Origin of the sequence: Aeromonas sp. TW 6, assembly GCF_013168745.1 — a bacterium.
Classification (GTDB): Bacteria; Pseudomonadota; Gammaproteobacteria; order Enterobacterales; family Aeromonadaceae; genus Aeromonas; species Aeromonas caviae.
The window spans coordinates 1-26,394 of record NZ_JABERS010000031.1; the positions used below are offsets into that span (position 1 = coordinate 1).

General features: G+C 62.0%; 25 protein-coding genes, 1 tRNA gene and 1 rRNA gene. 16 read left to right on the forward strand and 11 right to left on the reverse strand.

Going from position 1 to position 26,394, the window contains the following annotated elements:
* Both rrf and HKD46_RS14850 read left to right on the forward strand, forming a co-directional pair.
* A 5S ribosomal RNA gene (rrf, locus tag HKD46_RS14845) occupies window positions 1-115 on the forward strand.
* 98 nt (window positions 116-213) lie between these two features.
* Window positions 214-290, forward strand: a tRNA-Asp gene (locus HKD46_RS14850).
* Between the two features lie 1,310 nt (window positions 291-1,600).
* Here the strand turns inward: HKD46_RS14850 and HKD46_RS14855 are convergent.
* The 5 genes from HKD46_RS14855 to HKD46_RS14875 form a co-directional block, all read right to left on the reverse strand.
* The gene (locus HKD46_RS14855) at window positions 1,601-2,587 is read right to left on the reverse strand and encodes a YafY family protein (RefSeq protein WP_029313511.1); all 987 of its coding nucleotides are present in this window, start codon (window positions 2,585-2,587) and stop codon (window positions 1,601-1,603) included.
* A 286-nt stretch (window positions 2,588-2,873) separates the two neighbouring features.
* Window positions 2,874-3,260 carry a SirB2 family protein gene (locus tag HKD46_RS14860; protein ID WP_042864580.1) on the reverse strand — a complete coding sequence of 129 codons (387 nt, stop codon included), beginning with the start codon at window positions 3,258-3,260 and terminating at the stop codon, window positions 2,874-2,876.
* Window positions 3,257-5,113 carry a monovalent cation:proton antiporter-2 (CPA2) family protein gene (locus HKD46_RS14865; RefSeq protein WP_103858882.1) on the reverse strand — a complete coding sequence of 619 codons (1,857 nt, stop codon included), beginning with the start codon at window positions 5,111-5,113 and terminating at the stop codon, window positions 3,257-3,259. The genes HKD46_RS14860 and HKD46_RS14865 overlap by 4 nt, the downstream gene beginning before the upstream one ends.
* A gap of 70 nt (window positions 5,114-5,183) precedes the next feature.
* Window positions 5,184-5,783, reverse strand: coding sequence for an NAD(P)H-dependent oxidoreductase (locus HKD46_RS14870; RefSeq protein WP_171865602.1), 600 nt, complete (start codon window positions 5,781-5,783; stop codon window positions 5,184-5,186).
* Between the two features lie 59 nt (window positions 5,784-5,842).
* The gene (locus tag HKD46_RS14875; protein ID WP_171865603.1) at window positions 5,843-6,685 is read right to left on the reverse strand and encodes a LysR family transcriptional regulator; all 843 of its coding nucleotides are present in this window, start codon (window positions 6,683-6,685) and stop codon (window positions 5,843-5,845) included.
* Between the two features lie 140 nt (window positions 6,686-6,825).
* Between HKD46_RS14875 and HKD46_RS14880 the strand changes: the two genes are divergently transcribed.
* The 6 genes from HKD46_RS14880 to HKD46_RS14905 all read left to right on the forward strand — a co-directional run bounded on the left by HKD46_RS14880 (window position 6,826) and on the right by HKD46_RS14905 (window position 15,050).
* A complete protein-coding gene (locus HKD46_RS14880) occupies window positions 6,826-7,548 on the forward strand; it encodes an SDR family oxidoreductase (protein WP_052814931.1) in 723 nt (240 codons plus the stop codon).
* A 76-nt stretch (window positions 7,549-7,624) separates the two neighbouring features.
* On the forward strand, window positions 7,625-7,948 hold the full coding sequence (locus HKD46_RS14885) for a hypothetical protein (protein ID WP_052814930.1): 324 nt from the start codon (window positions 7,625-7,627) through the stop codon (window positions 7,946-7,948).
* Between the two features lie 45 nt (window positions 7,949-7,993).
* Window positions 7,994-8,425, forward strand: a complete 432-nt coding sequence (locus HKD46_RS14890) for a DUF411 domain-containing protein (protein WP_049637322.1) — start codon at window positions 7,994-7,996, stop codon at window positions 8,423-8,425.
* 288 nt (window positions 8,426-8,713) lie between these two features.
* Window positions 8,714-10,879: a S9 family peptidase gene (locus HKD46_RS14895; RefSeq protein WP_171865604.1), complete on the forward strand. Its 2,166-nt coding sequence runs from the start codon at window positions 8,714-8,716 to the stop codon at window positions 10,877-10,879.
* Window positions 10,880-11,426: 547 nt separating this feature from the next.
* Window positions 11,427-12,398, forward strand: coding sequence for a TAXI family TRAP transporter solute-binding subunit (locus HKD46_RS14900; protein WP_029313514.1), 972 nt, complete (start codon window positions 11,427-11,429; stop codon window positions 12,396-12,398).
* An 87-nt stretch (window positions 12,399-12,485) separates the two neighbouring features.
* Entirely contained in the window at window positions 12,486-15,050 is a 2,565-nt protein-coding gene (locus HKD46_RS14905) for a TRAP transporter permease (protein ID WP_171865605.1), read from the forward strand.
* 88 nt (window positions 15,051-15,138) lie between these two features.
* On the opposite strand, the gene HKD46_RS14910 is transcribed toward HKD46_RS14905, so the two are convergent.
* Window positions 15,139-15,297 (reverse strand): hypothetical protein, encoded by a 159-nt coding sequence (locus HKD46_RS14910; protein ID WP_005332188.1) that lies wholly within the window; start codon window positions 15,295-15,297, stop codon window positions 15,139-15,141.
* A gap of 172 nt (window positions 15,298-15,469) precedes the next feature.
* Here HKD46_RS14910 and HKD46_RS14915 point away from each other — a divergent pair, with 172 nt between their 5' ends.
* Window positions 15,470-16,096, forward strand: a complete 627-nt coding sequence (locus tag HKD46_RS14915; protein WP_042864577.1) for a lysoplasmalogenase — start codon at window positions 15,470-15,472, stop codon at window positions 16,094-16,096.
* A 60-nt stretch (window positions 16,097-16,156) separates the two neighbouring features.
* On the opposite strand, the gene HKD46_RS14920 is transcribed toward HKD46_RS14915, so the two are convergent.
* Window positions 16,157-17,710 carry a DHA2 family efflux MFS transporter permease subunit gene (locus HKD46_RS14920; RefSeq protein ID WP_113978375.1) on the reverse strand — a complete coding sequence of 518 codons (1,554 nt, stop codon included), beginning with the start codon at window positions 17,708-17,710 and terminating at the stop codon, window positions 16,157-16,159.
* Window positions 17,710-18,762: an HlyD family secretion protein gene (locus HKD46_RS14925; protein ID WP_171865606.1), complete on the reverse strand. Its 1,053-nt coding sequence runs from the start codon at window positions 18,760-18,762 to the stop codon at window positions 17,710-17,712. Before HKD46_RS14925 ends, HKD46_RS14920 begins: the two co-directional genes overlap by 1 nt.
* A gap of 97 nt (window positions 18,763-18,859) precedes the next feature.
* Here HKD46_RS14925 and HKD46_RS14930 point away from each other — a divergent pair, with 97 nt between their 5' ends.
* Window positions 18,860-19,762 carry a LysR family transcriptional regulator gene (locus HKD46_RS14930; protein ID WP_010672586.1) on the forward strand — a complete coding sequence of 301 codons (903 nt, stop codon included), beginning with the start codon at window positions 18,860-18,862 and terminating at the stop codon, window positions 19,760-19,762.
* A 240-nt stretch (window positions 19,763-20,002) separates the two neighbouring features.
* A complete protein-coding gene (locus HKD46_RS14935; RefSeq protein WP_010672587.1) occupies window positions 20,003-20,317 on the forward strand; it encodes a DUF2007 domain-containing protein in 315 nt (104 codons plus the stop codon).
* Between the two features lie 15 nt (window positions 20,318-20,332).
* On the opposite strand, the gene HKD46_RS14940 is transcribed toward HKD46_RS14935, so the two are convergent.
* Window positions 20,333-21,616 (reverse strand): dicarboxylate/amino acid:cation symporter, encoded by a 1,284-nt coding sequence (locus tag HKD46_RS14940; RefSeq protein WP_041214291.1) that lies wholly within the window; start codon window positions 21,614-21,616, stop codon window positions 20,333-20,335.
* A 208-nt stretch (window positions 21,617-21,824) separates the two neighbouring features.
* Between HKD46_RS14940 and HKD46_RS14945 the strand changes: the two genes are divergently transcribed.
* Window positions 21,825-22,070 (forward strand): YecH family metal-binding protein, encoded by a 246-nt coding sequence (locus HKD46_RS14945; protein WP_161469758.1) that lies wholly within the window; start codon window positions 21,825-21,827, stop codon window positions 22,068-22,070.
* Window positions 22,071-22,171: 101 nt separating this feature from the next.
* Window positions 22,172-22,771: a YhgN family NAAT transporter gene (locus HKD46_RS14950; RefSeq protein WP_010672590.1), complete on the forward strand. Its 600-nt coding sequence runs from the start codon at window positions 22,172-22,174 to the stop codon at window positions 22,769-22,771.
* Between the two features lie 60 nt (window positions 22,772-22,831).
* On the opposite strand, the gene HKD46_RS14955 is transcribed toward HKD46_RS14950, so the two are convergent.
* Window positions 22,832-23,809, reverse strand: coding sequence for a LysR substrate-binding domain-containing protein (locus tag HKD46_RS14955; protein ID WP_171865607.1), 978 nt, complete (start codon window positions 23,807-23,809; stop codon window positions 22,832-22,834).
* 292 nt (window positions 23,810-24,101) lie between these two features.
* Between HKD46_RS14955 and tatA the strand changes: the two genes are divergently transcribed.
* From tatA to HKD46_RS14970, 3 genes are all read left to right on the forward strand, one after another.
* Window positions 24,102-24,266 carry a twin-arginine translocase TatA/TatE family subunit gene (gene tatA, locus HKD46_RS14960; protein WP_010672592.1) on the forward strand — a complete coding sequence of 55 codons (165 nt, stop codon included), beginning with the start codon at window positions 24,102-24,104 and terminating at the stop codon, window positions 24,264-24,266.
* Between the two features lie 10 nt (window positions 24,267-24,276).
* A complete protein-coding gene (locus HKD46_RS14965; RefSeq protein WP_010672593.1) occupies window positions 24,277-24,579 on the forward strand; it encodes a YfcZ/YiiS family protein in 303 nt (100 codons plus the stop codon).
* A gap of 216 nt (window positions 24,580-24,795) precedes the next feature.
* A complete protein-coding gene (locus HKD46_RS14970; RefSeq protein WP_161469760.1) occupies window positions 24,796-26,217 on the forward strand; it encodes a lytic transglycosylase F in 1,422 nt (473 codons plus the stop codon).
* A gap of 5 nt (window positions 26,218-26,222) precedes the next feature.
* Here the strand turns inward: HKD46_RS14970 and HKD46_RS14975 are convergent, their stop codons facing one another.
* Complete coding sequence (locus HKD46_RS14975) at window positions 26,223-26,384, reverse strand: hypothetical protein (RefSeq protein WP_010672595.1); 162 nt, start codon at window positions 26,382-26,384, stop codon at window positions 26,223-26,225.
* Window positions 26,385-26,394: the final 10 nt, after the last annotated feature.

Sequence of the window (26,394 nt, forward strand, 5' to 3'; positions counted from 1 at the left end):
CCTGGCGGCAATAGCGCAGTGGAACCACCTGACCCCATGCCGAACTCAGAAGTGAAACGCTGTAGCGCCGATGGTAGTGTGGCATTCGCCATGCGAGAGTAGGACACTGCCAGGCACCCAATTAAACGGTGATGTGAAGAATCACATAACCGGCTGCGAGGATGACACCTCACAAACAAGCAGCAAAAGATTTAGCGAAAGCTAACCGAATGCGGAGCGGTAGTTCAGTCGGTTAGAATACCGGCCTGTCACGCCGGGGGTCGCGGGTTCGAGTCCCGTCCGCTCCGCCACTAAATTGGAAGGCCTTCCCTGACGGGAAGGCCTTTTTGCTTTCTGACATTTACCCAATCCCTCATCCTCAGTGCCAGGTGGCTTGGCCGGGTTATCCTCATTTCCCTACACGACCATCTCCGCCTTGCCGAATGGCATCCACGCTTCATTCGTGGTCACACATATAGACAGTTCAGGGATGACTCAACAATCTGCCTGGCGGAGCAGAAGCCAGTGGCCATTGTTACCTGGAATCAGTCGCCAGGAGCACTCTGGCTGGTTGGCCGCGGCTGATCTGCTGCGCTCTGAGGGCCTAGTGGATATCGCTGAGTATAGATGAGGGAGGGCGGAGGAAAGGCAAGGAGCGCTACTGTGGCTGCCTCTGGTGGGTATACAAACAGGTTATCAGTGATGCAGATGGCGTGATGTAGGCAGGATCGCTCAGGCTGATTCCATTTTCTGTTGTGTGGCGAGCAAGGGGTGCACAAAAGAAAAGGGGACAGCAGATGCTGTCCCCTCAAGTCATTTCGTCCATTCCCTGAACTGCCATGCTCCCTGCAATCCTTGACGCTATCCTTTCCTTTGGAAATTCCCCTTCCCAATCCGTTGGGGTGTCCTGTGGCCTTCCTAGCCTGGCAATCTGTCCTGATTGCTTCACCCTCTCCTTCCTGGAGGTGTCCATTACCACATCCCGTGGTGTTCCTGCGTCATCCTGACTGATAACCATCCTGGCTATCACGCTTCATCTTGAAGCTGTTCCTGACCGCGTCTTGCGGTGTCTCATCCTTGATGAGTGACAATCCGTGCCACTCAACCTCATCCCGAGGTATCCAACTACCGCATCCTGCGGTTGTCCTGTCGCTCCTTGTGATAACCATCCTGGCTATCAACCCCATCCCGAGGTGTTCCTTGCCCACATCCTGCAGGCTATTCCTTGTTTATGCGCTGTTTCTGCATCCTGCCGAATCAGCTCGTCCTTGTGAGACCCATACTAAGGCAATTGCAGGCTCGAACAAGGTGTGCAATCGGATTGAGCTCCGTGACATATGGTACAGAAATGGGCTGGCGTGGAATATTATCTATGTTTATCAGTTGTTTAGATAGTTTCCATGGAAAGTATACCCAGTGCGGGATGGCTTCACGTACGGTTCAACACTGAGGGGTCTTACAGGGGGAATGGCAGATCTCTTACAAGCAGAAATCGGTAGGAAAACGATGGTACAGCTGCTTCAATCAGGGGTGTAAGAGTTCAAAATTAATTGAATACTTATGCTTTAAAAGTAGACAAAAGCCGAGATAAATCTCGGCTTTGTATTGTCTGCTGGTTTCTTTAGCTGACCCTTGTCCCAGGAGTCGGGTAGGCCTTGCGCAGTGATTCGGGTGCAAGCACCTCCAGGTTGCCGCTCATGTTGTTCAGCCAGGAGCGGAACTCGGGCGTATCCTGCACTTCGGTCTCCACCACCACGCTGCGCTTGTCGTAACGGGTCATGCGCGGGTTATGCCCCGGGATTTGTCCATCGATCAGGGTCGGGCAGTTGGCATCGATGCGCCCGACGAAGCGGATCGGACCGCTGACGTCCTGATAACCCTGGTCGCGGATCAGCTTCTGGATATTGAAGTCCTTCGGCTGGGTCGCGCTGAAGTTGGTCAACTCCACGTTCTTGATGTGATCGAACGGAATGCCGTAGACCTTGGGATCCAGCTCGGAGAGGGTACAGAGCAGGATGGGGCCATCGGGCTGGTTCAGGATGCCGAGGGGATTGATTCGGTCATAGCAGAGCCAGACAGTACGCTCCTTGATGACACGCTGGATCTCGGCGCTGAATTTGCGGCCACGCCAGAGGGCGTCGCGGATCAGAGTGCTGCGGCGGATCTCCGGATTGCCAGCGAAGGGGCGAGGTGACTGGTGCACGCTCTCCAGCCAGCGCTCGGCCAGTTCGCTCTGGCTGTCGCGGATCACCTGACCAGCCTTGTCGATCAGCGGGTTCAATTCGGTCAGCACGCTTGCCGGCAACAGTTGGCTTGCCTGGTCGCTCCAGGTTTTCAGGGCCACTGCCAGCGAGAGCGGCATGATGTTGGCAAAGTCATTGAGACCATGGCGCTCGAAGCACCAGCCATGAGGCTTGCTGCGCTCATCGGAGGTGAGGTCGAACAGTCCCATGCCGGACATCTCTTCCAGGTCCCGTTGCACGGTACGGAGACTGACGTGAATGCCTTCCTCTTCCAGTTTTACCTGGAGTTGGCTGGCGGTCAGCTTGTAAGGGCGGTGCGGGATGCAACGCGCCAAGGTCAGTTGTCGTAACAGCTTCTTACTCATGGTGCATGCCTTCACTGGTTTAGCGTTGAGTGTATCCTAGCCATGGCCTGCGACAGTCTATGTCGCAAGTTTTGCTGCGACAACTGTCGCCATTTTCATACATGAAGAAGCAAGTCATTGATAAATAAAACAAAACAACAGATAAAAGGGGTTGTTTGAGCCCTTTTTTTATTGAAAACAAGCCTTGCGAGGATGCTCGCGACCAGGGTGACAGGAAGGAAATGGAAGCAGTAAGGAGGGGGAGGTGGGAAGGAGGTGGGGGACGGGCCCCCACCTCGACACGTCGTTATGCCAGCCAGGACCAGGCTGATTTGGTGATGGCTGCGCCCACCATGTAGCCGAATACTGCGAGAGCGGCTACTCCGGCCACCAGCTTCTGACCGCGGGCAGGGCGCTTGAGCGCCATGACGCCCAGGCCGATGTAGATCATCAGGGCAATCAGCTTGGCCATCAACCAGGGCTGCTGGCCAGGGCTCATCTGCAGGGTCACCGCCAGCAGCACGCCAAACAGCAGCAGGAAGGTGTCGTTGATGTGGGGCAGCACCTTCAACCATTTCTGTTGCAGCCGCCCGCTGCCCGCCAGCGCCAGGCTCCAGCGGTAGAGGAAGAGCAGCAGGCTGACCAGGGCCAGGGTCATGTGAAGGTGTTTGAGCATGGGGTAATAGGCAATCATGTTGCTTCCTTGTTGTTGTCGGGCAGACCGCTGTTCCATTGATGGGCGTGGGTACGCTCCTGTCCTTCCTGATCGTCTTGCAGCAGGTCGGAGAGGATGTCGCGGTATTGCAGGCTCTTGTTGATATAGGTGTGCTCGTCGTCCAGGTAGTTGACCTGTTCCCGCAGCAGCCGGTTGTCATACTGCTTGAACATCTGCCCCGCACGCCAGGCCTGATTGGCCCTGAATCCCAAGAGGGTGAGTGCTTCTACCCCAAGATCCACGGCCGACCCCAGGGTTTCGCGGTGCACGCTGTCTATCCCGTGGCGCAGGATCTCGTGGGCATGGGGTCTGTCCTGGGCACGGGCCAGTATTCTGAGGTGCGGGAAGTGCTTTTTCACCATCTCGATCACTTCGAGGGAGGTGGCCGGGTCATTGAGGGAGAGCACCAGCAGTTTGGCCTTGTGGGCGCCGGCCGCGTGCAGCAGGTCGAGTCGGCTGGCATCCCCATAAAACACCTGGTAGCCGTACTTTCTCAGCATCTCTATCTGGCTGGCATCCTGCTCCAGGATGGTGGTGCCAATACCATGGCCGTGGAGCAGGCGCCCCACTATCTGACCGAAGCGACCGAAGCCGGCGATGATGACCGGGTGTTCCACCAGCTCGGGCTGTTCATGTTCGGGGGTGTCACTCTGGTTGCGGTAGTCGAACCAGGGCTGGATCACCCGATCGTTGAGGATAAGCAGCAGCGGTGTCAGCGCCATGGAGAGGGCGACGACCAGAGTCAGCAGTGAGATGGTGCTGCCCGGCAGTACCTTGTTCTGGGCGGCGAACGAGAACAGCACGAAGGCGAACTCCCCGCCTTGGGCCAGGGCCAGGGCGAAGGTCCAGCGCTGGTTAGGGGAGAGGCGAATGACAAAGCCGAGCCCCATCAGCACCAGCCACTTGAGCACCATCAGACCGATCACCAGTGCCGGGATCAACAGGGGATGGGCGGCAAAGAGGCTGAAGTCGATGCCGGCACCCACCGACATGAAGAAGAGGCCGAGCAGCAACCCCTTGAACGGCTCTATGTCCGCTTCCAGCTCGTGGCGGTATTCGCTGTCCGCCAGCACCACGCCGGCGAGGAAGGAGCCGAGGGCGGGGGAGAGGCCGACGGATTCCATCAGCACGGCGATGGCGATCACCAGCAGCAGGGCGGCAGCGACGAAGATCTCCCGCATGTGGGACTGGGCGATGGCGCGAAACACCGGCCGCATCAGGTAATGACCACCCAGCACGATGCCGGCGATGGCGGCCACCACCAGCAGGCCGTGCTGCCAGCCTGCCAGCTCCGAGCTGCCGCTGCTGGCGACCGGCGCGATGGCCAGCAGCGGCAGGATCGCCAGGATGGGGATGACGGCGATGTCCTGGAACAGCAACACCGCAAACGCGGAGCGGCCGCTCTCGCTCTGCATCAGTTTGCGCTCCTGTAGGCTCTGCAGCACGATGGCGGTGGAGGAGAGCGCAAGAATGAGACCGATGGCGAGCCCCTGCTGCCAGGGCAGACCCAAAAGATAACCCACCCCGGTCAGGGCGACACTGGTGAGCAGCACCTGCAGACCACCGGTGCCGAGGATGGGCCCTTTCAGTTGCCACAACAGGGCCGGGCGCAGCTCCAGACCGACCAGAAACAGCATCAGCACCACCCCGAACTCGGCGAAGTGCATCACGTCTTTCTGCTCGCCCACCAGACCAAGCAGGAAGGGACCTATGATGATCCCCGCCAGCAGGTAGCCAAGGACGGAGCCCAGCCCCCACCGCTTGGCCAGCGGGACGGCGATCACCGCCGCCGAGAGGTAGATCAGGGCATCAAACAGCAATCCATGTCCCATCAGCGGCTCCTCCTTAACATGATGAATGCCGGTGAGGGCTGGCCGGGCCTGCGCCCGGATCGAGTGTGTGTCATGGGAGTGCCCCCAGCAGATCGCGCAGATAGGGGCTCTCGGCCAGTTGGGCCGGGGTCAGATGCTCGTCACGCAGGGCGCACAGCAGCTGGCGATAGTCCTGGCCGCAGCGGCGCAGCGCCTCGGGATCCTCGAGCTTGTGGAAAGAGTGCAGCACGAAAGGGGGCAGCCAGCGCATGCCGCACAGCTGTGCGGTCTGCTGGAAGGGGAGCAGGAAGTCGAGCAGCGGGCGCTGGTTGTAGCCGGCGCGGCAGTAGGATTCGGGGCCACCCCCCGTGGTGATGGCGCTGAGCCACTGCTTGCCGTTGAGGGCGTGGGCCTCGGGGCCGTAGGCATAGCCGTACTCCAGCACCAGGTCCATCCACTCTTTCATGATGGCCGGGCAGGAGTACCAGTAGAAGGGGTGCTGGAAGACGATGATGTCGTGCTCCGCCAGCAGGGCCTGTTCCCGTTTCACGTTGATGAACATGTCCGGATAGCGCTGGCAGAGATCGTGCAGGGTTATCCCCTCCAGCCCCTCGATGGCATGCAGCAGTTGCTTGTTGGCCCGGGAACTCTGCAGCGCCGGGTGTGAAAAGATGACCAGAATGCGTTTCATGGGATTCCTGAAGAGGGTCTGCTGCCGGCACATGCGACAGATTGTGAGCTGAAACGTTATCAAGAAGCTCCCTGGCCCGCCAGTTCCGGGATCAGTGCGCGCAGCGCCGGATTCAGGGTCTGGTGGGCGGGGTAGCAGAGGCCGATGCGGCGGAACATCCGGGGGGCGCTCACGGGCAGGGTGCACAGGCCCGCTTCGTCCTCCACCAGCCCGTCGGGCAGGAAGCTGATACCCACCCCGGCCAGCACCAGCGCCATCACCAGCCCCTTGCTCTCGGCCTTGGCCACCAGATTGAGGGTGAGCCGGTCACAGGCCAGCAGGCCTATGGTTTGCTGATGGGCTTCGCAGGGGGGGCACTCAATAAAATCATAATGTTGCAACTCAGCCAGCTCGATATGCGCCCTGCCCGCAAGAGGGTGTCCCCTGGGAACGCACAGCACGTACTCCTCTTCCCAGAGCGGCAGGAAGATCTCGTCCTCCCGGCGCAGGGCATCCAGGGTCAGTCGGCAGTCGGCCGGGGTGCCGTAATCGGAGAGGGTGAGATCCAGCTCGGGCAGCACCCCCTGCACCCGCCGAAGCAATCCCGCCAGCCGACGGCGGCTGAGGTCGGGCATGATGGCCATGTTGAGTCTCGCACGCGTCGCCTTCTGGCGAAACAGAGTCGGCAGGCGACGCGCCTCTTCCACCAGCTTGACGGCGTGGGGATAGAGATAGTGGGCCGGATCCTTCGCTTCCACCCCCTTCTTGCCCCGGATGAAGAGGCTGTCCCCCAGGCTCTCTTCGAGCTGGCGAAGGCCGGCGGAGAGGGAGGGTTGGCTCACGTGGCAGCGGGCTGCCGCTGCCGTGATGTTCTTCTCTTCATAAATGGCGATGAAGAAGCGCAGCAATCTCAGGTCCAGCATGGGGATACCATAGTTAATTCAGATGATAACCAGCGGAAAACTATATTTATCGCCGATGGATGTAGCGACTATAGTGACTGGGTCCCGTGCTGGCCAGCCCTTGTTTGACGCCCATTTCAACGCATCAGAAGGAAAACTCCATGTCCAAGTCCCTCGTGGTGATCACCGGTGCCTCCGCCGGGATCGGTGCCGCCATTGCCCGCGCCTTCTCCACCGCCGGCCATCCGCTGCTGTTGCTGGCCCGCCGGGTCGAGCCCATGCAGGCGCTGAACCTGCCCGATACCCTCTGCATCGGGGTCGATGTCACCGACACCGCCGCCATGAAGGCCGCCGTGGCGCAGGCGGAGGCGCAATTCGGCCCGGTGGGATGTCTGGTCAACAATGCCGGCGTCATGCTGCTGGGGCAGGCCGACGTGCAGGATCCCGCCGAGTGGCAGCAGATGCTCAACATCAACGTGATGGGGGTTCTGAATGGCGTGCATGCGGTACTGGCCGGCATGAAGGCCCGCCGCAGCGGCACCATCATCAACATCAGCTCCATCGCCGGTCGCAAGACCTTCCCGAACCATGCCGCTTACTGCGCCACCAAGTTCGCCGTCCACGCCCTGACCGAGAATATCCGGGAAGAGGTGGCCGATGTGGGCGTGCGGATGGTGACCATCGCTCCGGGCGCGGTGGAGACCGAGCTGCTCAGCCACACCACGGACGAGCGCATCAAGGCGGGCTACCACGACTGGAAGGATCAGATGGGAGGCGTCATTGCACCCGAGGTGATCGCCGACGCCGTGCTCTACGCCTGGCACCAGCCGGCCAACGTCTGCGTGCGGGAGATCGTGCTGGCAGCCACCCGTCAGCAACCCTGATGCAAACGGGGGAGGGGTTGACCCTCCCCCTGGGCCAAGGGTTACCATAGGCCCTCTTTCGTCATTGAGTCGTCTCATGGTCCTGACCCGTCGCCAACTCGCTTGCGCCCGCCGCTGGCTCCCCCTGTGGAGTCTGGTGCTGGTGCTGATGTCGTTTGGCAGCCGTGCGGCCACCGATCTCTGTACCCTGACGCCCCATTGCAGCCAGAGCGAGCGAACCCTGGAAAAAGCCATGCCCTGCGGCAGCTTCACCTCGGCGCTCGCCATGACGGTGCTCACCAGCGACAGCCTGACGGTTGCCCGGCTTGAGCCCGACAGGCCGACATTCCTCTCTCCCTCTCTGTTCATGCCGGAGGCGCCCCTGGAGCGTCTCGAGCGTCCGCCCCGTCACCACGGCTGAGTCGAGTTTCCCTTTCCGGGCATTTCTTCTTAACCGAGGTGAGATATGTACAAGTCCCTGTTATTGGCCGTGCTGGCCGGTACCGTCAGTGTTTCTGCTTTGGCAACCGGGCAGATGACCGTCTACAAGTCCCAGTATTGCGGTTGCTGCAAGACCTGGATCAAGCACATGGAAGAGAACGGCTTTGAGGTCAAGGTCGTGGAAACCGAGCAGCTTGACCCGATCAAGCAGCAGCATGGCATCACCCCGCAGCTGGCCTCCTGCCACACCGGCGTGGTGAACGGCTATGTGGTGGAGGGGCATGTGCCTGCTGCCGACGTGCAAAAGCTGCTCAAGGAAAAACCGGCGATCCGCGGTCTGACCATTCCGGGGATGCCCCAGAGTGCGCCGGGCATGGATATTCCAGGTCAGCCCTATCAGGTGCTGAGCATCAGTGACGAGGGCGCGACCAAAGTCTGGTCGAGCTACCCCGGCTGATGGATGCTGACCGTGAGCAGACACACTTCCATCATGTGAGGCACACCTGAGCGAACCCGTGTCGCCCACGGTCAGGGAGGAGGGCCGCCATCGCGAGATGGCGGCCCTTTTTCGTCGATTTGGGGGGGAATGTCCGGGGAGCCCTTGCAACCCCGGGCGACAAGGGGCAGATTGATCGCCAATTTTTATTTTCTCAGGGACGCTTTTCCCACTGCCTGCCGGTGTGCCGTCTGGATGCGTGCAGCACCAGCGGGAGGGGCTGCCCTGTGACAGCGCAAAGGATGCGACATGTTCACCTTTTCCCGGGGGTTGCTGCTGGCTTGCCTGCTTGCTGCGCCCTGTTCCCATGCCAACGAAGAGTCCGCCATGCCTACAAGTGATACTTCCACCCAGCCTGTCATTGTCCCCCCGGTGGCTGCCAAGCACCCCCATACCCTGAAAAAACACGGGGACACGCGCGTCGACAACTACTACTGGCTGCGTGACGACGAGCGGCAGAAGCCCGAGGTGCTGGACTATCTCAAGGCCGAGAATGCCTACACCGAGGCCATGCTCGCACCGATCAAGCCGCTGCGCGAGCAGCTCTACAAGGAGATGGTGGCCCGTATTCCCCAGCAGGACGAGTCTGTCCCCTACGTGAAGAACGGCTACCGCTATCAGACCCGTTACGAGCCGGGCAAGGAGTACGCCATCTACTCCCGCAGCAAGGTGGAAGGGGACGGGGCGCCCGCCCTGCTGCTGGATGGCAACCAGCGCGCCGAAGGCCACGAGTTCTATGCCCTGGGGGCGCTCGAGGTGAGCCGCAACAACCGCTGGCTGGCGGTGGCGGAAGATTATCTCTCCCGCCGTCAATACAGGATCCAGTTCCTCGATCTGGAGAGCGGCGCCTGGGCCGCCGACACCCTCGAGAACACCTCCGGCAACCTGGTGTGGGCCAACGACAGCAAGACGGTCTTCTATGTGCGCAAGCACCCCAAGACCCTGCTGCCCTACCAGGTCTATCGCCACGAGCTGGGCACGGATCCCGCGAAGGATACCCTGGTCTACGAGGAGAAGGACGACTCCTTCTATGTGAGCCTCTACGCCACCACCTCGGAAGATTTCATCGTCATCTCCCTCTCCAGCACCACCACCAGCGAGGCGCGCCTCATTGATGCCAATGTGCCGGGCCAGACGCCACGCCTGTTCCTGCCCCGTCAGGTGGATCACGAATACAGCCTGGATCACTACCGCGGTCGCTTCTATGTGCGCTCCAACAAGGACGGCAAGAACTTCGGCCTCTATGAGACCAAGGAGAGCCCGGTGGATCGCTGGAAGGCGGTGATCGCCCCCAATCCGGACGTGCTGCTGGAGAGCTATGCCCTGTTCAGGGACTGGCTGGTGCTGGAGGAGCGCAGCCAGGGGTTGACCCGGTTGCGTCAGGTCAACTGGCAGAGCGGCGAACAGAAGGAGATCGCCTTCGACGATCCCGCCTATGTCACCTGGCTTGCCTACAACCCGGAGCCGGACACCAGCGCCCTGCGCTATGGCTACTCCTCCATGACCACGCCGTCCTCCACCTATGAGCTCGACATGGACAGCGGCAAGCGGACTCTGCTCAAGCAGCAGCCGGTGGCGGGCTTCGTGCCTGCGCAATATGCCAGCGAGCGGCTCTGGATCACCGCCCGTGACGGCGTGGCCGTGCCGGTGTCGCTGGTCTATCGCAAGGACAAGTTCAAGAAGGCAGGGGGTGGTGCAGGCACCAATCCCCTGCTGGTCTACGGCTATGGCTCCTACGGCGCCAGCATGGACCCGGACTTCAGCAGCTCACGCCTGAGCCTGCTGGACCGGGGCTTCGTCTACGCCATCGCCCATATCCGGGGTGGCGAGGAGCTGGGCCGCACCTGGTATGAAGAGGGCAAGCTGCTCAAGAAGCAGAACACCTTCAACGACTTCATCGACGTGACCGAGGCGTTGGTGGCGCAAGGCTACGGCGCCAGGGATCAGGTCTATGCCATGGGAGGCAGCGCCGGCGGCCTGCTGATGGGGGCCGTCATCAACCAGGCGCCCCAGCTCTATCGCGGCGTGGTGGCCCAGGTGCCCTTCGTCGACGTGGTCACCACCATGCTGGACGAGTCCATTCCCCTCACCACAGGGGAGTATGACGAGTGGGGTAACCCGAACCAGAAGCGCTACTACGACTACATGAAGGCCTACAGCCCCTACGATCAGGTCAAGGCCCAGGCCTACCCGAATCTGCTGGTGAGCACGGGGCTGCACGACTCCCAGGTGCAGTACTGGGAGCCGGCCAAGTGGGTGGCCAAGCTGCGTGAGCTGAAGACGGACGACAACCAGTTGCTGCTCAGCACCGACATGGAGGCCGGTCATGGCGGCAAGTCGGGCCGTTTCAAGGCCTATGAGGACATCGCCCTGGAGTTCGCCTTCATTCTGGAGCTGGCCGGCAGCAAGGCGTGATGGCCGGGCCCAAATGAAATCAGCTTGTTACCAAACCCCGTTCCGGCAGCCCCGGATCGGGGTTTTTGCATCTTGGCGACAAAAGCGTCATTAACGTCGTGTTTATGCTGTTCAGTAAGCACTTCGCAATATAACGGACCAGGTTTCTAATCCTTGCCAGTCAAGGGTTGCGAAAGAATCTGGGCGTGCTTTTTATTGCTTCCCTTTGATAGTTCATGTAATTAATCTGCCCTTGAGAAATTAATGATCCGCTTCAAACTTCTCGCTATTTAAATCCGCCATTTTGCTGTTTTGTTTGATTTATGTTGGTGTTATGTGCTTAATCGGGGCGTTAATGCTTTTGAACTGACCCGTTTCTGGTCAGATCACCTCCGATCGGCATGACGCTGATTATCTCACTGCAGGATGATGGTGGCTTCTGGAAGGGCGCGTGCTGCTCGACCATTTCCTCGTACGAGGTCGTATAGGCGAACCCAGTATTGGTGCGGGTCTGTCTCATATTCTCCCGGGAAACGGGTGAAATAAATCAATGAAAAGGATGAAGAACATGAAAGGATTATCCTTGGCGTGCGCCTTGTCGGCGGCTCTGGTCGGTGTGTCGTTTGGTGGTCCGGTGCAAGCGCAGGAGCGCTTCGTGACCATAGGCACCGGCGGTCAGACCGGCGTCTACTACGTGGCGGGCCAGTCCATCTGCCGCTTCCTCAACCGCGGCGCCGCCGATCACCAGATCAAGTGCAACGCCCCGGCCAGTGGCGGTGGTGTTGCCAACGTCAACGGCATCCGCTCCGGCGAATTCAACTTCGGCATCATGCAGTCCGACCACCAGTACAAGGCGATGAAGGGCGTCGAGCCGTTCAAGGCCGAAGGTCCGATGGATGACATCCGCGCCGTCTTCTCCCTGCAGAGCGAAGTGTTCACCATCCTGGCCCGCAAGGACGCCAAGGTAGCCAGCTTCGACGACCTGAAGGGCAAGCGCGTCAACATCGGCAACCCGGGTTCCGGTCAGCGTGACACCTTCGAAGAGATCATGACCGTGAAGGGCTGGGACAAATCCGCCTTCAGCCTGGTCTCCGAACTGAAACCCGCCGAGCAGGCCTCTGCCCTGGGTGACAACAACATCGACGCCATGAGCTACTTCGTCGGCCACCCGAACGGCGCCATCCAGGAAGCCTCCACCACCACGGACACCGTGCTGGTACCGGTCACCGGCCCCGAGATCGACAAGCTGCTGGCCGAGAAGAGCTACTACAGCAAGGCCGAGATCCCGGGTGGTCTCTACAAGGGCAGCCCGAACCCGACCCCGTCCATCGGTGGCAAGGCGGTGCTCTCCACCAGCGCCAAGGCCGACCCGGAAGTGGTCTACCAGCTGGTCAAGTCCGTGTTCGACAACCTGGACCGTTTCAAGCGCCTGCACCCGGCCTTCGCGGATCTGAAGGAAGCCGACATGATCAAGGTGGGTCTCTCCGCTCCGCTGCATGAAGGCGCTGTGCGTTACTACAAGGAACGTGGCTGGATGTAATCCGGCTGCGTCTTCGGATGTGCCCCGGACTCGCTCCTCCTTCGGGGGAGCGAGTCTCATTTATTGCAGTACCTACAGAGTCACACTATGCAGCAAACACAACAACAAGAGGCGCTCTCGGCCGAGGAGCTGATCGCCCAGGACGTCGGCGCCAGGCTGCCCGTCGGCCCCATGAGCTGGATCATCGCGGGTCTTGCGCTGATCTGGTCCCTGTTCCAGCTCTGGATTGCCTCGCCGCTGCCCTTCTCCCTCGGCATCGGCGTCCTCAACGACACTGAAACACGCTCGATTCACCTGGCCTTCGCCATCCTGCTCGCCTACCTGGTGTTCCCGGCCATGCGCAGCTCACCGCGAGACAGGGTTCCCCTTGCCGACATCGCCCTCGGCCTCGTCGGTGCCGCCGTCGCCAGCTATCTGTTCGTCATGTACCAGGAGCTTGCCCAGCGTCCTGGCAACCTGACCACCATGGACTTCGCGGTGGCCTGCGTCGGCATCCCGCTCCTGCTGGAAGCGGCCCGCCGCGCCCTGGGCCCGGCCCTGGCGGTCATCGCCATCGTCTTCCTGGCCTACAGCCTGGCCGGTCCCTGGATGCCTTCCCTGCTGGCCCACCGCGGGGTGAGCCTGCATGCGCTGGCCAACCACCAGTGGATCACCACCGAAGGGGTGTTCGGCATCGCCCTTGGGGTCTCCACCAGCTTCGTCTTCCTGTTCGTGCTGTTTGGCGCCCTGCTCGAGCGTGCCGGTGCGGGCCATTACTTCATCCAGCTCGCCTTCAGCCTGCTGGGTCACCTGCGCGGCGGCCCGGCCAAGGCGGCCGTGGTCGCCTCGGCACTGACCGGCGTCATCTCCGGCTCCTCCATCGCCAACGTGGTGACCACGGGCACCTTCACCATCCCCATGATGAAACGGGTCGGTTTCTCCAAGGAGAAGGCCGGCGCGGTGGAAGTGGCCTCTTCGGTCAACGGCCAGATCATGCCGCCGGTCATGGGGGCTGCTGCCTTCCTGATGGTGGAGTACGTGGGCATCCCCTATGTGGAGATCATCAAGCACGCCTTCCTGCCGGCGGCCATCTCCTACATCGCCCTGCTCTACATCGTGCACCTCGAGGCGCTCAAGCTCGGGATGCAGCCCATCGGCAACCGTCAGCCGCGCCCCTGGCTGCGCCGCCTGACCGGCTTCGCCTTCGGTGCCGCCCTCATCAGCGGCCTTTCCATGGCGGTCTACTACGGTCTGGGCTGGCTCAAGCCGGTACTGGGTGACTATGCCCTGCCGGGGATCAGCGTGCTGCTGGCCGTCGCCTACCTGGGACTGCTGAAGATCGCCGCGAGCAACGCGCCGCTGCCGGCGGAAGACCCGGACAAGCCACTGGACGAGCTGCCCGAGACCCGCGCTGTGCTGCTCTCCGGCCTGCACTTCCTGCTGCCCGTGGTGGTGCTGGTGTGGTGTCTGATGGTGGAGCGACTCTCCCCCGGCCTGTCGGCCTTCTGGGGGTCGGTGATGCTCATCATCATCCTGCTGACCCAGCGACCGCTGCTGAACTGGCTGCGCACCGACGGCAAGCATGACTACGGCTCCTTCACCGATGGCGTGGTGGACCTGCGCGAGGGGCTGATTGCCGGTGCCCGCAACATGATCGGCATCGGCATTGCCACCGCCACTGCCGGCATCATCGTCGGGGCCGTCTCCCAGACCGGCGTCGGCCTGGTGCTGGCGGATCTGGTGGAGTTCCTCTCCATGGGCAACCTGCTGCTCATGCTGATCCTCACCGCGCTGCTGAGCCTCATCCTCGGCATGGGGCTGCCGACCACTGCCAACTACATCGTGGTATCGAGCCTGCTGGCGCCGGTGATCGTCACCCTGGGTCAGCAGAACGGCCTCATCGTGCCGCTCATCGCGGTGCACCTGTTCGTCTTCTACTTCGGCATCATGGCGGACGTGACCCCGCCGGTGGGGCTGGCCTCGTTCGCCGCGGCCGCCGTCTCCAAGGGCGACCCCATCAAGACCGGGATCACGGCGTTCTACTACAGCCTGCGTACCGCGGCGCTGCCGTTCCTGTTCATCTTCAACACCGATCTGCTGCTCATCAACGTGGACTTCGCCCACGGCGTACTGATCTTCTTCGTGGCCACCATCGCCATGCTGATCTTCGCTGCCGCCACCCAGGGCTTCTTCCTGGTGAAGAGCCGCTGGTACGAGAGCGTGCTGCTGCTGCTGGTGGCCTTCACCCTGTTCCGTCCTGGCTTCTGGATGGATCTGCTGCACGACCCGTATCGCGACACCGCCCCGGCCGAGCTGGCCCAGACCATGGGTCAGGTGGAGGCCGAGAGCACCCTGCGCCTGCGCATGGAAGGGGAAGATGCGGTGGGCAAGTTGCGCCGCTTCACCGTGCTGCTGCCGGTGCCTTCGGGCGTCAGTGGTGAGGATCGTCTGGCCAAGCTGGGGATCCAGACCTATGAGCAGGACGGCAAGATCCTGATCGACACCGTCACCTTCGGCAGCCAGGCCGCCGATCTGGGGCTGGAGATGGATCAGCAGATCCTGAGCGTCAAGGCGCCCACCGAGCGCTGGCCCAAGGAGCTGATGTGGCTGCCGGGCTTCCTGCTGTTCGGAGCCGTGGTCTGGCTGCAACGCCGCCGGGTCGCTCGACCCTGATCATCACCCAATAAAAAACGGCGCCTTCGGGCGCCGTTTTTTATGCTGGGCTGTGATGCCGGCCACTTCGGGCCATCAGTCCGGGGCATCAGTTGGACTGGGTCTGCTTCTGTTTTTGCAGTTGGTCGAGGGTCTGCTGCTCCTGCGGGCTGAGGCCAAGCTGCTCGCAGGCCTGTTCAAAGCTAATGCCAAGATGGCACATCATGATATCGATAGCGGGCAGGTAGTTGGTCATAGCGTCTTCCATGGTGATCCTCCAGAACTGTCTCTTATGCCCGAGGGCGGGGATGGGGGCAATTAGACTTTAGGTGTAGGGTGCCATCTGCTTCAGCCTCTGCCACTGGCCGGGGGAATTTGCTACTCTTGCGGGCACTAAAGAGGTTGCCGCCCCAGGGTGAGCAGCCGGTGAGGAGCAGGGCATGTTATTGAGTTTCTTGATCATCGCATCGGGCTGGTGGCACATCCGCGCGGCTTACGGCTCAGACTCCCGTCAGTTCTACATCAGCAAACCCCTGACCATGCTGTTCATCATCGCCCTGGCGTTTGGCTACCAGAGCGACGATCACAACGGCTCCCACGCCTGGATCCTGCTCGGTCTCTGCCTGTCGCTGGCGGGGGACGTGCTGCTGATGCTGCCACGGGATCGTTTCATCCAGGGGCTGGCGGCATTTCTTGTCGCTCACCTCTGCTACATCGTCGGGTTCGCACAGGGGCCCCTGGTGCTCAAGCTGGTGGACGGTCTGCTGCTGCTGCTGGTGGCTGGCATGGTGTTCGGGCTCCTGTGGGGCCAGCTCGGCGAGATGAGGATCCCCGTCTTCTGCTACATGCTGGTGATCATCGCCATGGCCTGGGTGGCTGCCGGTGCCTGGCATGCCTCTCTCACTGCCGGCAGCGCCGCCGCCCTGGTGGGGGCGCTGATGTTCCTCTTCTCCGACAGCATGCTGGCACTGGACAGATTCCGCCGCCCCTTCCCCCATGCCACGGCCTGGATCATGAGCAGCTACTTCGCGGCCCAATTCCTGATCGCCGCCTCCCTGGCGGGCTGACTGGCGGGCAGCCATGAAAAACGGGCCTTCTGGCCCGTTTTGCTATGTGAGCCCCACCTTTCACGCCTCGACCGGTTCTGCGTCAGGGTCCCTTGGGGCCGGCTGCTTGAGCAGCAGCATCAGGGCGCTGGCGACGAGCAGGAAGATACCCATCACGTAGAACACCTGGTTGTAGGCCATGATGGCCGCCTCGCGGCTGATGGTGTTCGACAGCATGGCCCGGGCCTGCAACTGGGCCTGCTCCGGCCCGGCTCCCTGGGCCATCATGGTCTGGGCCAGCTGCATCAGATAGGCCTGCCCCTCGATGCTGGTGGCGGCAAGGGTGCTGCCGATCTGGCTGACATGAGTCCGGGTGTCGTTGTCGATCAGGGTGGCGATGATGGCGATGCCGAAGGCGCCCCCCAGGTTGCGCAGCACGTTGAGCAGGGTCGAGGAAGAGGGGATCTCGTCCGGCGTCAGGCTGGCGGTCGCCACCAGGGAGAGGGGCACCATGATGAAGGGCTGCCCCAGGGCCCGCACGATGAGGGACTGGATCAGCTGGGGCCCGGCGTAGTCGGCGTTCATGTTCACGTTCATGAAGCAGCTGATGGCGAAGACCAGAAAGCCGAAGCTCACCAGATAGCGCGGATCTATCTTGTGGGTCAGCTTGGGCACCAGGGGGAGCACCAGCAACTGGGGCAACCCCATCCACATCAGCACTTCACCGATTTCCAGGGCGTTGTAGTTGTGGATCTGGGTCATGTAGAGGGGCAGCACATAGATGGAGCCCATCAACCCCATGCCGAGCACCAGGTAGGCGAAGCAGGCCAGGGCGAAGCGCGGGTTGTGCAGCAGCCGCAGGTTGACCAGGGGGTGGCGGCGCAGCAACTGGCTGATGACGAAGAATACCAGGGCCACCACCGAGATGACGGTGAGCCGCACGATGAAGCTCGAGCCGAACCAGTCCTCCCGGTTGCCCTCTTCCAGCACCACCTCCAGGAGTCCGAGCCCCACCGCCATGGTGAGGATGCCGATGAGATCCACCCGCTTGATCACCTCCCAGTCCACCGGCTTCCTGTCCAGCCCGTGGGCCAGCATAGCCATCACCAGCAGACCGGGCGGCACGTTCAGATAGAAGATGTAGTGCCAGGACATCTGCTCCGTCAGCCAGCCCCCCAGGGTCGGGCCGATGGCGGGGGCGAAGGTGGCGCACAGGCCGAACAGCGCCATGCCGGTGGCTCGCTTGTGCAGCGGCAGCAGGCTGACGATGAGGGAGAAGGCCATGGGGATCAGGGCCCCGCCGGTGAAGCCCTGCAGCGCCCGAAAGACGATCATGCTGGTGAGGTTCCAGCTGAACGAGCAGAGCACGGAGGCGACGATGAAGGCGCCCGTGGTCCACAGCAGGTAGCGCCGCACGCTCAGTCCCCGGCTCAGCCAGCCGCTCAGCGGTATGGCGATCATCTCCGCCACCAGATAGGAGGTGGAGATCCAGGAGCTCTCGCTCAGGGTGGCCGAGAGTGCCCCCTGAATGTCTTTCAGGGAGGCGTTGGTGATCTGGATGTCGAGGATGGCCATGAAGGCGCCGATGAGGCCCCCCATGACCGCGATCCAGTTGCGGCGTGGTATGGCGTCCATCAGTGGGCGGCCACCACGGGATCAGGGGTGCGGGTGTCGACGATCACCTCGGTGGAGAGGCCGGGCAGCAGCTTGCCCGCCAGGGCGCCCGGATCCGGGATACGGATCTTGACCGGCACCCGCTGCACGATTTTGGTGAAGTTGCCGGTGGCGTTCTCCGGCGGCAGCAGGGCGAACTTGGCACCGGTGGCCGGAGAGAGGCTGTCGATGATCCCCTCGACCGGTTGATCCGGATAGGCATCCAGGATCACCTCCACCTTCTGGCCCGGCTGCATGTGCTGCAACTGGGTCTCTTTGAAGTTGGCCTCGACCCACACCTGGCTCAGGGGCACCAGGCTGGCCACCTGCATACCGGACTGGACGTAGAGCCCTTCCCGCAGGCTGCGCTTGCCGATGATGCCGTCAGCCGGGGCTCGCAGCTCGGTGTAGCCGAGTTCCAGCCTGGCTTGTTCAAGCTGGGCCTCGCTCAAAGCCAGCCTGGCCTGGTTCTGCTTGGCTTCGGCATCCAGCACCAACAGCCGCTCGCGGGCGGCCTGCAGGGCGGCTTTGGCCTCCAGTGCCTGGGCCTGGTTGACCTGCAAGCCGGCGCGCACCTCGTCCAGGCTGTCCTGGGAGCTGTAGTGACGCTCATTGAGCTGGCTGACCCGGCGCACCTGCTGCTGGGCCCGGATCTGCTCGGCATTGGCCGAGCTGACTTTTGCCTCGGCCTGGCGGATGAGGCTCAACTGCTGGATACGGGTGGCGGCGAGGTTATCCGCCGTCGCCTGGTTGAGGTGCAGATCGGCCTCGGCCTCCGCCACCTTGGTTCTGTATTCGCGGTCGTCGAGCCGGGCGATGAGCTGGCCGGCCTTCACCGCCTGGTTGTCGGTCACCAGCACTTCGCTGATGTAGCCGGAGAGCTTGGAACCGATGCCGGTCACCTCGCTTTGAAGGTAGGCGTTGTCGGTGCTCTCGAAGTAGCGGCCATGCAGATACCAGTAACCGGCAAACAGCAGGCCGAGCAGGGCCAGCACCAGGGCGGCCAGCAGGGGGATCTTCTTGTGTTGACTCATGATATTGGTTTTCCTGAACTGTGGCGGGCAGGCTAACATCGTGCAACTGTTTCGATTAGTATCCATTCATGAGATATACAGTTTCACTGGTGAAACAATGGACCTGAATGCTGCCTTAATCCTCGTTCGTATCGTCGACAAGGGCTCCTTTACCGCCGCTGCCCAGGAGCTGGGCATGACCAAGGCGACGGTGAGCCGCCGCATCGCCGAGCTGGAGCAGCGTCTCGGCGCGCGGTTGCTCTATCGCTCCACCCGGCAGCTCACCCTGACGGAAGCCGGTGAACAATATTATCTACGCTGCAGCAAGGCGGTGGAGGAGCTGGCCCAGGCCGAACTGATGCTCAGTGCCAGCCAGCAGGAGGTGACGGGGACCCTCAAGCTGGCGGTGCCCATCGAGACGGGACAGCTGGTGGTGGGCAGGCTGGTGGCGAACTTCCTGCAAGCCTATCCGGGCATGAAGGTGGAGCTGGAGCTGACCAACCGCATCGTGGATCCCATCAGCGAGGGGCTGGATGCCATCGTGCGGGTCGGCGACATGAGCGACTCCAACCTGGCGGCGCGGCGTCTCTGGAGCACCGAGCGGCTGCTGTGCGCCAGCCCGGACTATCTGGCGCGCCACCCGGTGATCCAGAGGCCCGCCGATCTGGTGCATCACGAGCGGATCGCGGTCAGCACGGGGTTCCTCGCCTCGCACTGGTGTTTCGAGCTGGATGATCGTGAAGTGCTGGTGGATCCCCCGTCCCGCTTCCAGGTCAACAACATCACCTGTGCCAGGGAGGCGGCGAAGGCGGGGCTGGGGCTGGCTTCCCTGCCTGCCATGCTGTGCCATGATGAGCTGGCGAACGGGACGCTGGTCTCCTTGCTGCCGGAGTGGCAGCAACCCAGGGTACCCATCTACCTGCTGTTTCCCGAGCGGCGCCTGATGCCGCGCAAGCTGAGGGCATTCATCGATTTTCTGGTGGCCAACGGCCCGGCTTACGGCATCGACAAGCTGCTGTAAGGGTTTCGAGGACAACGTATGGAGCGGTGGATGAATCTGTATCGGGCATCTCGCTCCCGGCAGATGCTCGCCCTGGAATGATGGTAGTGCTGGTGATGACGGCTCTGGCAAGGGTTTCGAGGACAACGTATGGAGCGGTGGATGAATCTGTATCGGGCATCTCACTCCCGGAAGATGCTCGCCCTGGAATGATGGTAGTGCTGGTGATGACGGCACTGGCAAGGGTTTCGAGGACAACGTATGGATCAGTGGATTAACTTGTATCGCGCCTCTCACTCCCTGGAGGCGCATGCCCTGAAAGGGGCCTTGGAGGTAGAGGGAGTCAGGGTGCGCCTCAGCGGCGAAGGGCTCTCCGGCGCGCTCGGGGAGCTGCCGGTGGATCTGCTGCAAGTGACCCTGATGGTGAACGAGCGGGATCGTCAGCGGGCGGGCCGGATCATCGAGCGCTACCAGCAGCGCCAGGGCAACGGCTGGCTGTGCGGCCAGTGCGGGGAGGAGAACGGCGCCAACTTCGATATCTGCTGGCGCTGCCATCACGATCCCCAGGATCATTGAACGCCCCTCGCGCCCTCAGCGCAGGGTGAAGTCGATGTCATCCCCCGCATGGGCATCGTGGTAGGTGGCGAGATCCAGCTCCTTCTCGCTGCGGGCGATGAGCACGGAGACCAGGATGTCGCCGGAGACGTTGACCGTGGTGCGCGCCATGTCGAGGATCCGGTCTATGCCGGCGATGAGCGCCACCCCTTCCAGAGGCAGTCCCACGGCAGTGAGGGTCAGGGTCAGCAACATCAGCCCGGTACCGGGTGTGCCCGCCGTGCCGATGCTGGCCAGCGTGACGATGCTGATGATGGTCAGGTAGTCCACCAGATGCAGATCCACCCCGAAGGCCTGGGCCACGAACAGGGCGGTGACCCCCTGATAGAGGGCGGTGCCATCCATGTTGATGGTGGCGCCGATGGGCAGCACCTTGGCGGTGATGGCGGGGGAGACCCCGAGCCTGCGTTCGGCGCAGGCCAGGCTGATGGGCAGGGTACTGCTGCTTGAACTGCTGGTGAAGGCCACCGCCTGGGCATCGACGATGCTCTTGAAGTAGTGCAACGGGTTGAGGCGCGCCATCAGGAGCAGCAGGCTGCTGTAGACGCCGAGCACGTGGAGCAGGCAGCCGAGGTAGACGGCGCCGATCACCTTGAGCAGCGGCAACAGCAGGCTGACGCCGTACTTGCCGGTCATCCAGGCCATCAGGGCGCAGACGCCATAGGGGGCCAGGGCCATCACCATCTGGGTCAGCTTGAACATTCCCTCCGCCAGAGAGGTAAAGAACAGGATGGCGGGGCGGCCGCGTCGCCCGGTGGCGTTGAGGGCGAGAGCGAGGGCCACGGCGAACACGATCACCTGCAATATCTTGCCATCGCCCATGGCCTGCACCGGGTTGCGCGGCACCAGGTGGCTCAGCACGCTGGCCAGGGTAGGTTGCTGCGCCATGGCGCCCCGTTCATAAGGACCCATATTGGCGCCCATGCCCGGCTCCAGCAGCCAGCCCATCATCAGGCCGATGCAGATGGCGACGGCGGTGGAGCAGAGATAGAAGCCGATGGCCTTGCCGGCGATGCGGTCGAGCCGCTTGCCCTTGAGCAGGGCGGTGAGGCCTGCCAGGACGGAACAGAAGATGAGGGGCACCATCAGCATCTGGATGGTGTTGACGAACAGGACGCCGATGGGCTTGAGCAGCAGGGCCTGCTCGCTGAAGCAGAGTCCCAGACCTATCCCGGTCAGCATGCCGAGCAGAGTCTTCAACCAGAGCGGGCGACGGGTCCAGATCCGCCAGGGTTTGAAGACCAATCCATGGAACAGCATGACGCCAATGTCCTTATTTTCTGTCTGCGGTGGCAAAAAGGGGCGACAGTGTAGCCATCCCCCCGTCAGGTTGCCACATTATCGACAAAGCGGCGCTCACGACCAGCCCGCTGGCGTTAAAAAAGGCGTTTTGTTGGCCTATATCAAGAACCCTCTCCGGGCTTCGGGCTTTAATTGTCATCTGACATGATGATTAAAGAGGTTCGAGATGTCCCAATCGATACACGGTCACGAAGTGATGGAGATGATGCTGGAGCATGAGAGTCCGTTTACCCGGGCCAGCCTCAGGGCGGCGATCGCCTCGCGCTTCGGTGCCGAGGCCCGGTTCCACACCTGCAGCGCCAGCGAGATGGACGCTGACGCCCTGATCGACTTCCTGGCCAGGCGCGGCAAGTTCATCGACTCGGAGTCAGGGTTCCAGACCCGCGCTGACAAGATCTGCAACCACGGATGATCGCCAGCGGCGAGCGCGGTTGGGCGCTCGCCGAATCCCGCCACCTTTGTTATATTTCGCCCTCCTTCCCCTCTTGTTGAAAGGTTCTGCCCGGGCGCTCTATGGACACATTCTCCGCTGCCGTCATGCTGTTTCTGATCATGGATCCGCTGGGCAACCTGCCGGTCTTCCTCTCCATCCTGCGCCATGTCGACCCCAAGCGTCGACGCAAGGTAATGCTGCGGGAGCTGTTGTTTTCACTGGTGATCATGATGGGCTTCCTGTTCGCCGGTCAGCAGATCCTGAGCTTCCTCAACCTGCGTCAGGAGGCGGTCAGCATCGCGGGGGGCATCATCCTCTTCCTCATCGCCATCAAGATGATCTTCCCGAGCCCCGGTGGCGTGACCGGGCTGGCGGCGGGGGAGGAGCCCTTCCTGGTGCCCATGGCCATCCCCATGATTGCGGGCCCCTCCATCCTGGCTTCCCTGCTGCTTCTGGCCAACCAGGAGCCGACCCGGATGGTGGACTGGTCATTGGCCCTGCTGATGGCCTGGGGGGCCAGCGCCGTGATCCTGATGTTCTACGAGCTGTTCAACAAGCTGCTGGGTGAGCGAGGACTCACCGCGGTGGAGCGGCTGATGGGCATGCTGCTGGTGATGATCTCGGTGCAGATGCTGCTGGACGGGGTGCACCATTATCTGGCGGTGACGGGTCAGAACTGACGGGGCGAATGCTGACGTCAATGTGAAACGGGGCTTCTTGAGCCCCGTTTTTTTTGCGCGTCAGGCGGCAGCGGCCGGACCATCCACCGAGGTTTCCAGCTTGCCCATGATGAGGGCGAGCAGGGTCTCCCGCAGCCAGCGATGGCCCGGATCCTCCTCGTGGCGCTGATGCCAGATGAGCAGGTGGGAGATGCTGTCTAGGGCGATGGGCAGCGGCAGCGGCACCAGGGGATAGACCTGGGTCGCGTGGCGGGCATAGAGCCGGGAGAGGGTCACTATCATGTCCGAGTGCATGCCCATGCGCAGGGCCGCCTCGAAGGAGGGCACGGTCGCCTCGATCCGGCGATAGAGATCCTGCTCCGCCAGCTTGTGATCCAGCATCCAGCGATCCCGCCCCTCGCAGTAGGTCTGCACATGAGGGTAGGCGAGGTAACGGGCGAGATCCCACTCGGGCTCCTGCAAGGCAGGGTGATCCCGTTGCACCAGGCAGGTGAGATCGTCGATGGTGAGCAGCCGCTGGCAGATGGCGTTGGGCAGGGTGTCGAGGCGAAAATCCGAATTGATGCAGTTCTCCCGCACCGTGAAGGCGATATCCACCTGGCCCTGGCTCATCTCGGTCAGGCTGTGCTCGGTCCACTCCTCGTAGCGCAGGCGGATGCCAGGGGCCTGACGCTTCAGCTCGCTCAGGTAGAGGGGGGCAAACAGGGTGAAGGCGCTGTCCATGCTGGCGATGACGAACTCCCGCTCCGTGCTGGCGGGATCGAAGTCCGGCGGCTGGATCAGGTTGTCCAGGGAGAGCAGTATGGGTTGTAGCTGCTGCTGGAGATCCAGGGCGCGCGGAGTGGGATCCATCCCGTAGGCCGAGCGCACGAACAGGGGATCGTCAAAGGTCTCCCGCAACCGCCCGAGGGCCTTGCTGACGGCGGACTGGCTCAGGTGCAAACGGCGTGCAGCCCGACTGCCGTTGCGCTCTTCCAGCAAGACTTGCAAGATTATCAACAAATTAAGGTCTATGCGTGCAAGCTGTTCCAGCAACATGATATGAATCCTCTTCAATTCCTAGATGAATATATACCATTTGTTTTCATATCTTGGCGATCCTATGCTCGACGGGTCTCTCGCCCTGGTGGCGGCTGGTACAGGATGTAGCGGTTGAGGGGACAAGTAGCACCGACTCATACGGCGGCCCATGGTCGCCGTATTTTTTTGCGCCTCGTCGCCGTTTTTGCGCGATTTTTTCGCCAACTTGCACCTGCCTTGATTTTGCCCAACAATCGATACGCTTTCTTTTGATACAACCTCCAGGTATCTAACAGTCAGGAGTCTCCCTATGGGACTGGGTGGCATTCATATCTGGCATCTGCTGATCCTGCTCGTGGTCGTCGTCGTGGTGTTTGGCAGCAAACGCCTGGCTGGCGCCGGTGAGGATCTGGGCACTGCCATCAGGGATTTTCGCAACGCCTTGCGCGACGATGACAATATCCGGAATAAGTAGGAGTAAACGTATGTCTGTAGACGAGAAAGTGGAACTGAACGAGACCTGTGACAGTTGCGGCTGTTTTGCCGAAATTGGCACCATCATCGGCGAAGGTGACGACGTCATGGAGCTGGTGATCGAGGCCGCTGCAGAAGCCGACGCCCGCGAGAAATTTGCAGCTTACGAGGCGCTGGCCAAGCAGGTCACTGCCGAAGCCAAAAGCAGCAGCGAGCTGAGCCGGGGCCCGGATGGCGTGATCCTGAAGGCCCGCCTGCAATTCACCTGCACCGCCGAGAAGCTGATCTTCGAGATGCGCGCCCGCTCCCTCTGAGATCGTGATGACACGGCAGGCTTGCCTGCCGTCTTGCTCTGCCCCTCGCTTTTTCCCTCCCTTTGCGTTGTATAGTGAGTTATCCCACGGACGATCCGTTTTCCGTCCGGCATGCGCCGATCGGCAGAAGATCCCGCGACGCCCCATGACTTGGCGCAGGCGCCTTCTCTGACAGACCCGACGGTGCGCACCGGCCCACAGCGAGGTGGTTACATCATGATGCGGCGATGGATCTGGGCCCTGCTGGCTCTCTGCTCTCTCCCTCTGCTGGCGGCGGATCTCAAGCCGCAGTTGCTGCCCCAGGCCGGTGATCTCGAACACATCCTGCAAAAAAAAGAGCTCAGGGCCCTGGTGGTCTATGAGCGGGGGTTTTTCTTTTTCGACAAGGGAGCCCAGTACGGCATCCTGGTCAATCAGCTTCAGGGATTCGAGCGCTGGTTGAACCAGACCTACCTGGCCAAGGAGAAGCTCAAGCTCAAGATCATTTATATCCCGGTGCGCCAGGACAAGCTGCTGGACTATCTGGCCGAGGGGCGCGGGGATCTGGTGGCCGCCAACCTGACGGTCACCCCCACCCGGCGCGAGCAGGTGACCTTCTCCCAGCCGCTGATCACCCCCATCGAGGAGTGGGTGGTGAGCCAGCGGGAGCTCCCTGCCTTCAATCGCATCACCCAGCTGTCCGGCCGGCGGATCTGGGTGCGAGCCAGCTCCAGTTATTTCGAGAGCCTGCACCAGCTCAACTGGCTGTTTCGGGAGCTGGGGTTGCCCCCGGTCTACATCGAGACGGTTCCCGAATACCTGCAGGACGGGGACCTGCTGGAGATGGTGTCAGCCGGGATCATTCCGCTGACGGTCACCGACAGCTTCAAGGGGCGGATCTGGCTCGACATGATTGGCGGCCTCAAGGCCCACAGGCTGATACCGCTGCGGGACAAGGGGCGCAGCGCCTGGGCCCTGCGCAACAACAGCCCGGAGCTGCTCAAGGCGGTGAACGCCTACATCTCGGAGTCGAGCAAGCGGACCCTCTACAGTGACATGACATTGCGCCGCCTGCTGGCGCAGAGCGACCGCATGAGCAACATACTGGCGCCGGACCCGCTGGGGCGACTGTCGACCATTCGCAAGGTACTGGAGACCCAGGCGGACAAGTATCAGCTGGACTGGCTGATGCTGGCCGCGCTGGCTTACAAGGAGTCGGGGCTCAATCCTAATGTGGGCTCCCACCGGGGGGCCGTCGGCATCATGCAACTGCTGCCGAGTACCGGCAAGGAGGTGGGGATCCGAGGCGCCAGACTCACCAGTCTGGAGGGCAATGTGGAGGCGGCCTGTCGCTACATGCGGCTCATCCTGGACACCTACTTCAATGATCCCGGGATGGACAGGCTCAATCGCCATCTGTTCGCCCTGGCCGCCTACAATGCGGGTCCGAACCGGGTACAGGCATTGCAGGCCAAGGCGGCCGACAAGGGGCTGGATCCGAACGTCTGGTTTGGCAACGTGGAGCAGCTGGTGGCCAACGACGTGGGCCAGGGGCCCATCAACTACGTTGGCACCATCTACAAATACTACGTGGCCTACCGTTTCAGCCTGCCCCAGCTGGAGGGCAAGTCAGAGGCCATCGAGGCGGTGCAGCCCTGAGCCTGTCAATGCTGGCCGGGGAGGGGATCCTCGTGATGCTGCGCAAGGGGTTCCCAGCCCAGATCCCGGTGCTGCTGGTACCAGGGCATCAACAGCCTGGCCGGGGTGGGATCCGGTTGGCTGGCATGGGGTCTCTGACTGAGGGAGGGGTGGTCGCGCAGTTCCATCATCGGCTCC

Bases quoted from the DNA above. Each gene is read 5' to 3' on its own strand.
- HKD46_RS14855 (WP_029313511.1), bottom strand. From the start codon at position 2,587: ATGAGTAAGAAGCTGTTACGACAACTGACCTTGGCGCGTTGCATCCCG.
- HKD46_RS14860 (WP_042864580.1), bottom strand. From the start codon at position 3,260: ATGATTGCCTATTACCCCATGCTCAAACACCTTCACATGACCCTGGCC.
- HKD46_RS14865 (WP_103858882.1), bottom strand. From the start codon at position 5,113: ATGGGACATGGATTGCTGTTTGATGCCCTGATCTACCTCTCGGCGGCG.
- HKD46_RS14870 (WP_171865602.1), bottom strand. From the start codon at position 5,783: ATGAAACGCATTCTGGTCATCTTTTCACACCCGGCGCTGCAGAGTTCC.
- HKD46_RS14875 (WP_171865603.1), bottom strand. From the start codon at position 6,685: ATGCTGGACCTGAGATTGCTGCGCTTCTTCATCGCCATTTATGAAGAG.
- HKD46_RS14880 (WP_052814931.1), top strand. From the start codon at position 6,826: ATGTCCAAGTCCCTCGTGGTGATCACCGGTGCCTCCGCCGGGATCGGT.
- HKD46_RS14885 (WP_052814930.1), top strand. From the start codon at position 7,625: ATGGTCCTGACCCGTCGCCAACTCGCTTGCGCCCGCCGCTGGCTCCCC.
- HKD46_RS14890 (WP_049637322.1), top strand. From the start codon at position 7,994: ATGTACAAGTCCCTGTTATTGGCCGTGCTGGCCGGTACCGTCAGTGTT.
- HKD46_RS14895 (WP_171865604.1), top strand. From the start codon at position 8,714: ATGTTCACCTTTTCCCGGGGGTTGCTGCTGGCTTGCCTGCTTGCTGCG.
- HKD46_RS14900 (WP_029313514.1), top strand. From the start codon at position 11,427: ATGAAAGGATTATCCTTGGCGTGCGCCTTGTCGGCGGCTCTGGTCGGT.
- HKD46_RS14905 (WP_171865605.1), top strand. From the start codon at position 12,486: ATGCAGCAAACACAACAACAAGAGGCGCTCTCGGCCGAGGAGCTGATC.
- HKD46_RS14910 (WP_005332188.1), bottom strand. From the start codon at position 15,297: ATGGAAGACGCTATGACCAACTACCTGCCCGCTATCGATATCATGATG.
- HKD46_RS14915 (WP_042864577.1), top strand. From the start codon at position 15,470: ATGTTATTGAGTTTCTTGATCATCGCATCGGGCTGGTGGCACATCCGC.
- HKD46_RS14920 (WP_113978375.1), bottom strand. From the start codon at position 17,710: ATGGACGCCATACCACGCCGCAACTGGATCGCGGTCATGGGGGGCCTC.
- HKD46_RS14925 (WP_171865606.1), bottom strand. From the start codon at position 18,762: ATGAGTCAACACAAGAAGATCCCCCTGCTGGCCGCCCTGGTGCTGGCC.
- HKD46_RS14930 (WP_010672586.1), top strand. From the start codon at position 18,860: ATGGACCTGAATGCTGCCTTAATCCTCGTTCGTATCGTCGACAAGGGC.
- HKD46_RS14935 (WP_010672587.1), top strand. From the start codon at position 20,003: ATGGATCAGTGGATTAACTTGTATCGCGCCTCTCACTCCCTGGAGGCG.
- HKD46_RS14940 (WP_041214291.1), bottom strand. From the start codon at position 21,616: ATGCTGTTCCATGGATTGGTCTTCAAACCCTGGCGGATCTGGACCCGT.
- HKD46_RS14945 (WP_161469758.1), top strand. From the start codon at position 21,825: ATGTCCCAATCGATACACGGTCACGAAGTGATGGAGATGATGCTGGAG.
- HKD46_RS14950 (WP_010672590.1), top strand. From the start codon at position 22,172: ATGGACACATTCTCCGCTGCCGTCATGCTGTTTCTGATCATGGATCCG.
- HKD46_RS14955 (WP_171865607.1), bottom strand. From the start codon at position 23,809: ATGTTGCTGGAACAGCTTGCACGCATAGACCTTAATTTGTTGATAATC.
- tatA (WP_010672592.1), top strand. From the start codon at position 24,102: ATGGGACTGGGTGGCATTCATATCTGGCATCTGCTGATCCTGCTCGTG.
- HKD46_RS14965 (WP_010672593.1), top strand. From the start codon at position 24,277: ATGTCTGTAGACGAGAAAGTGGAACTGAACGAGACCTGTGACAGTTGC.
- HKD46_RS14970 (WP_161469760.1), top strand. From the start codon at position 24,796: ATGATGCGGCGATGGATCTGGGCCCTGCTGGCTCTCTGCTCTCTCCCT.
- HKD46_RS14975 (WP_010672595.1), bottom strand. From the start codon at position 26,384: ATGGAACTGCGCGACCACCCCTCCCTCAGTCAGAGACCCCATGCCAGC.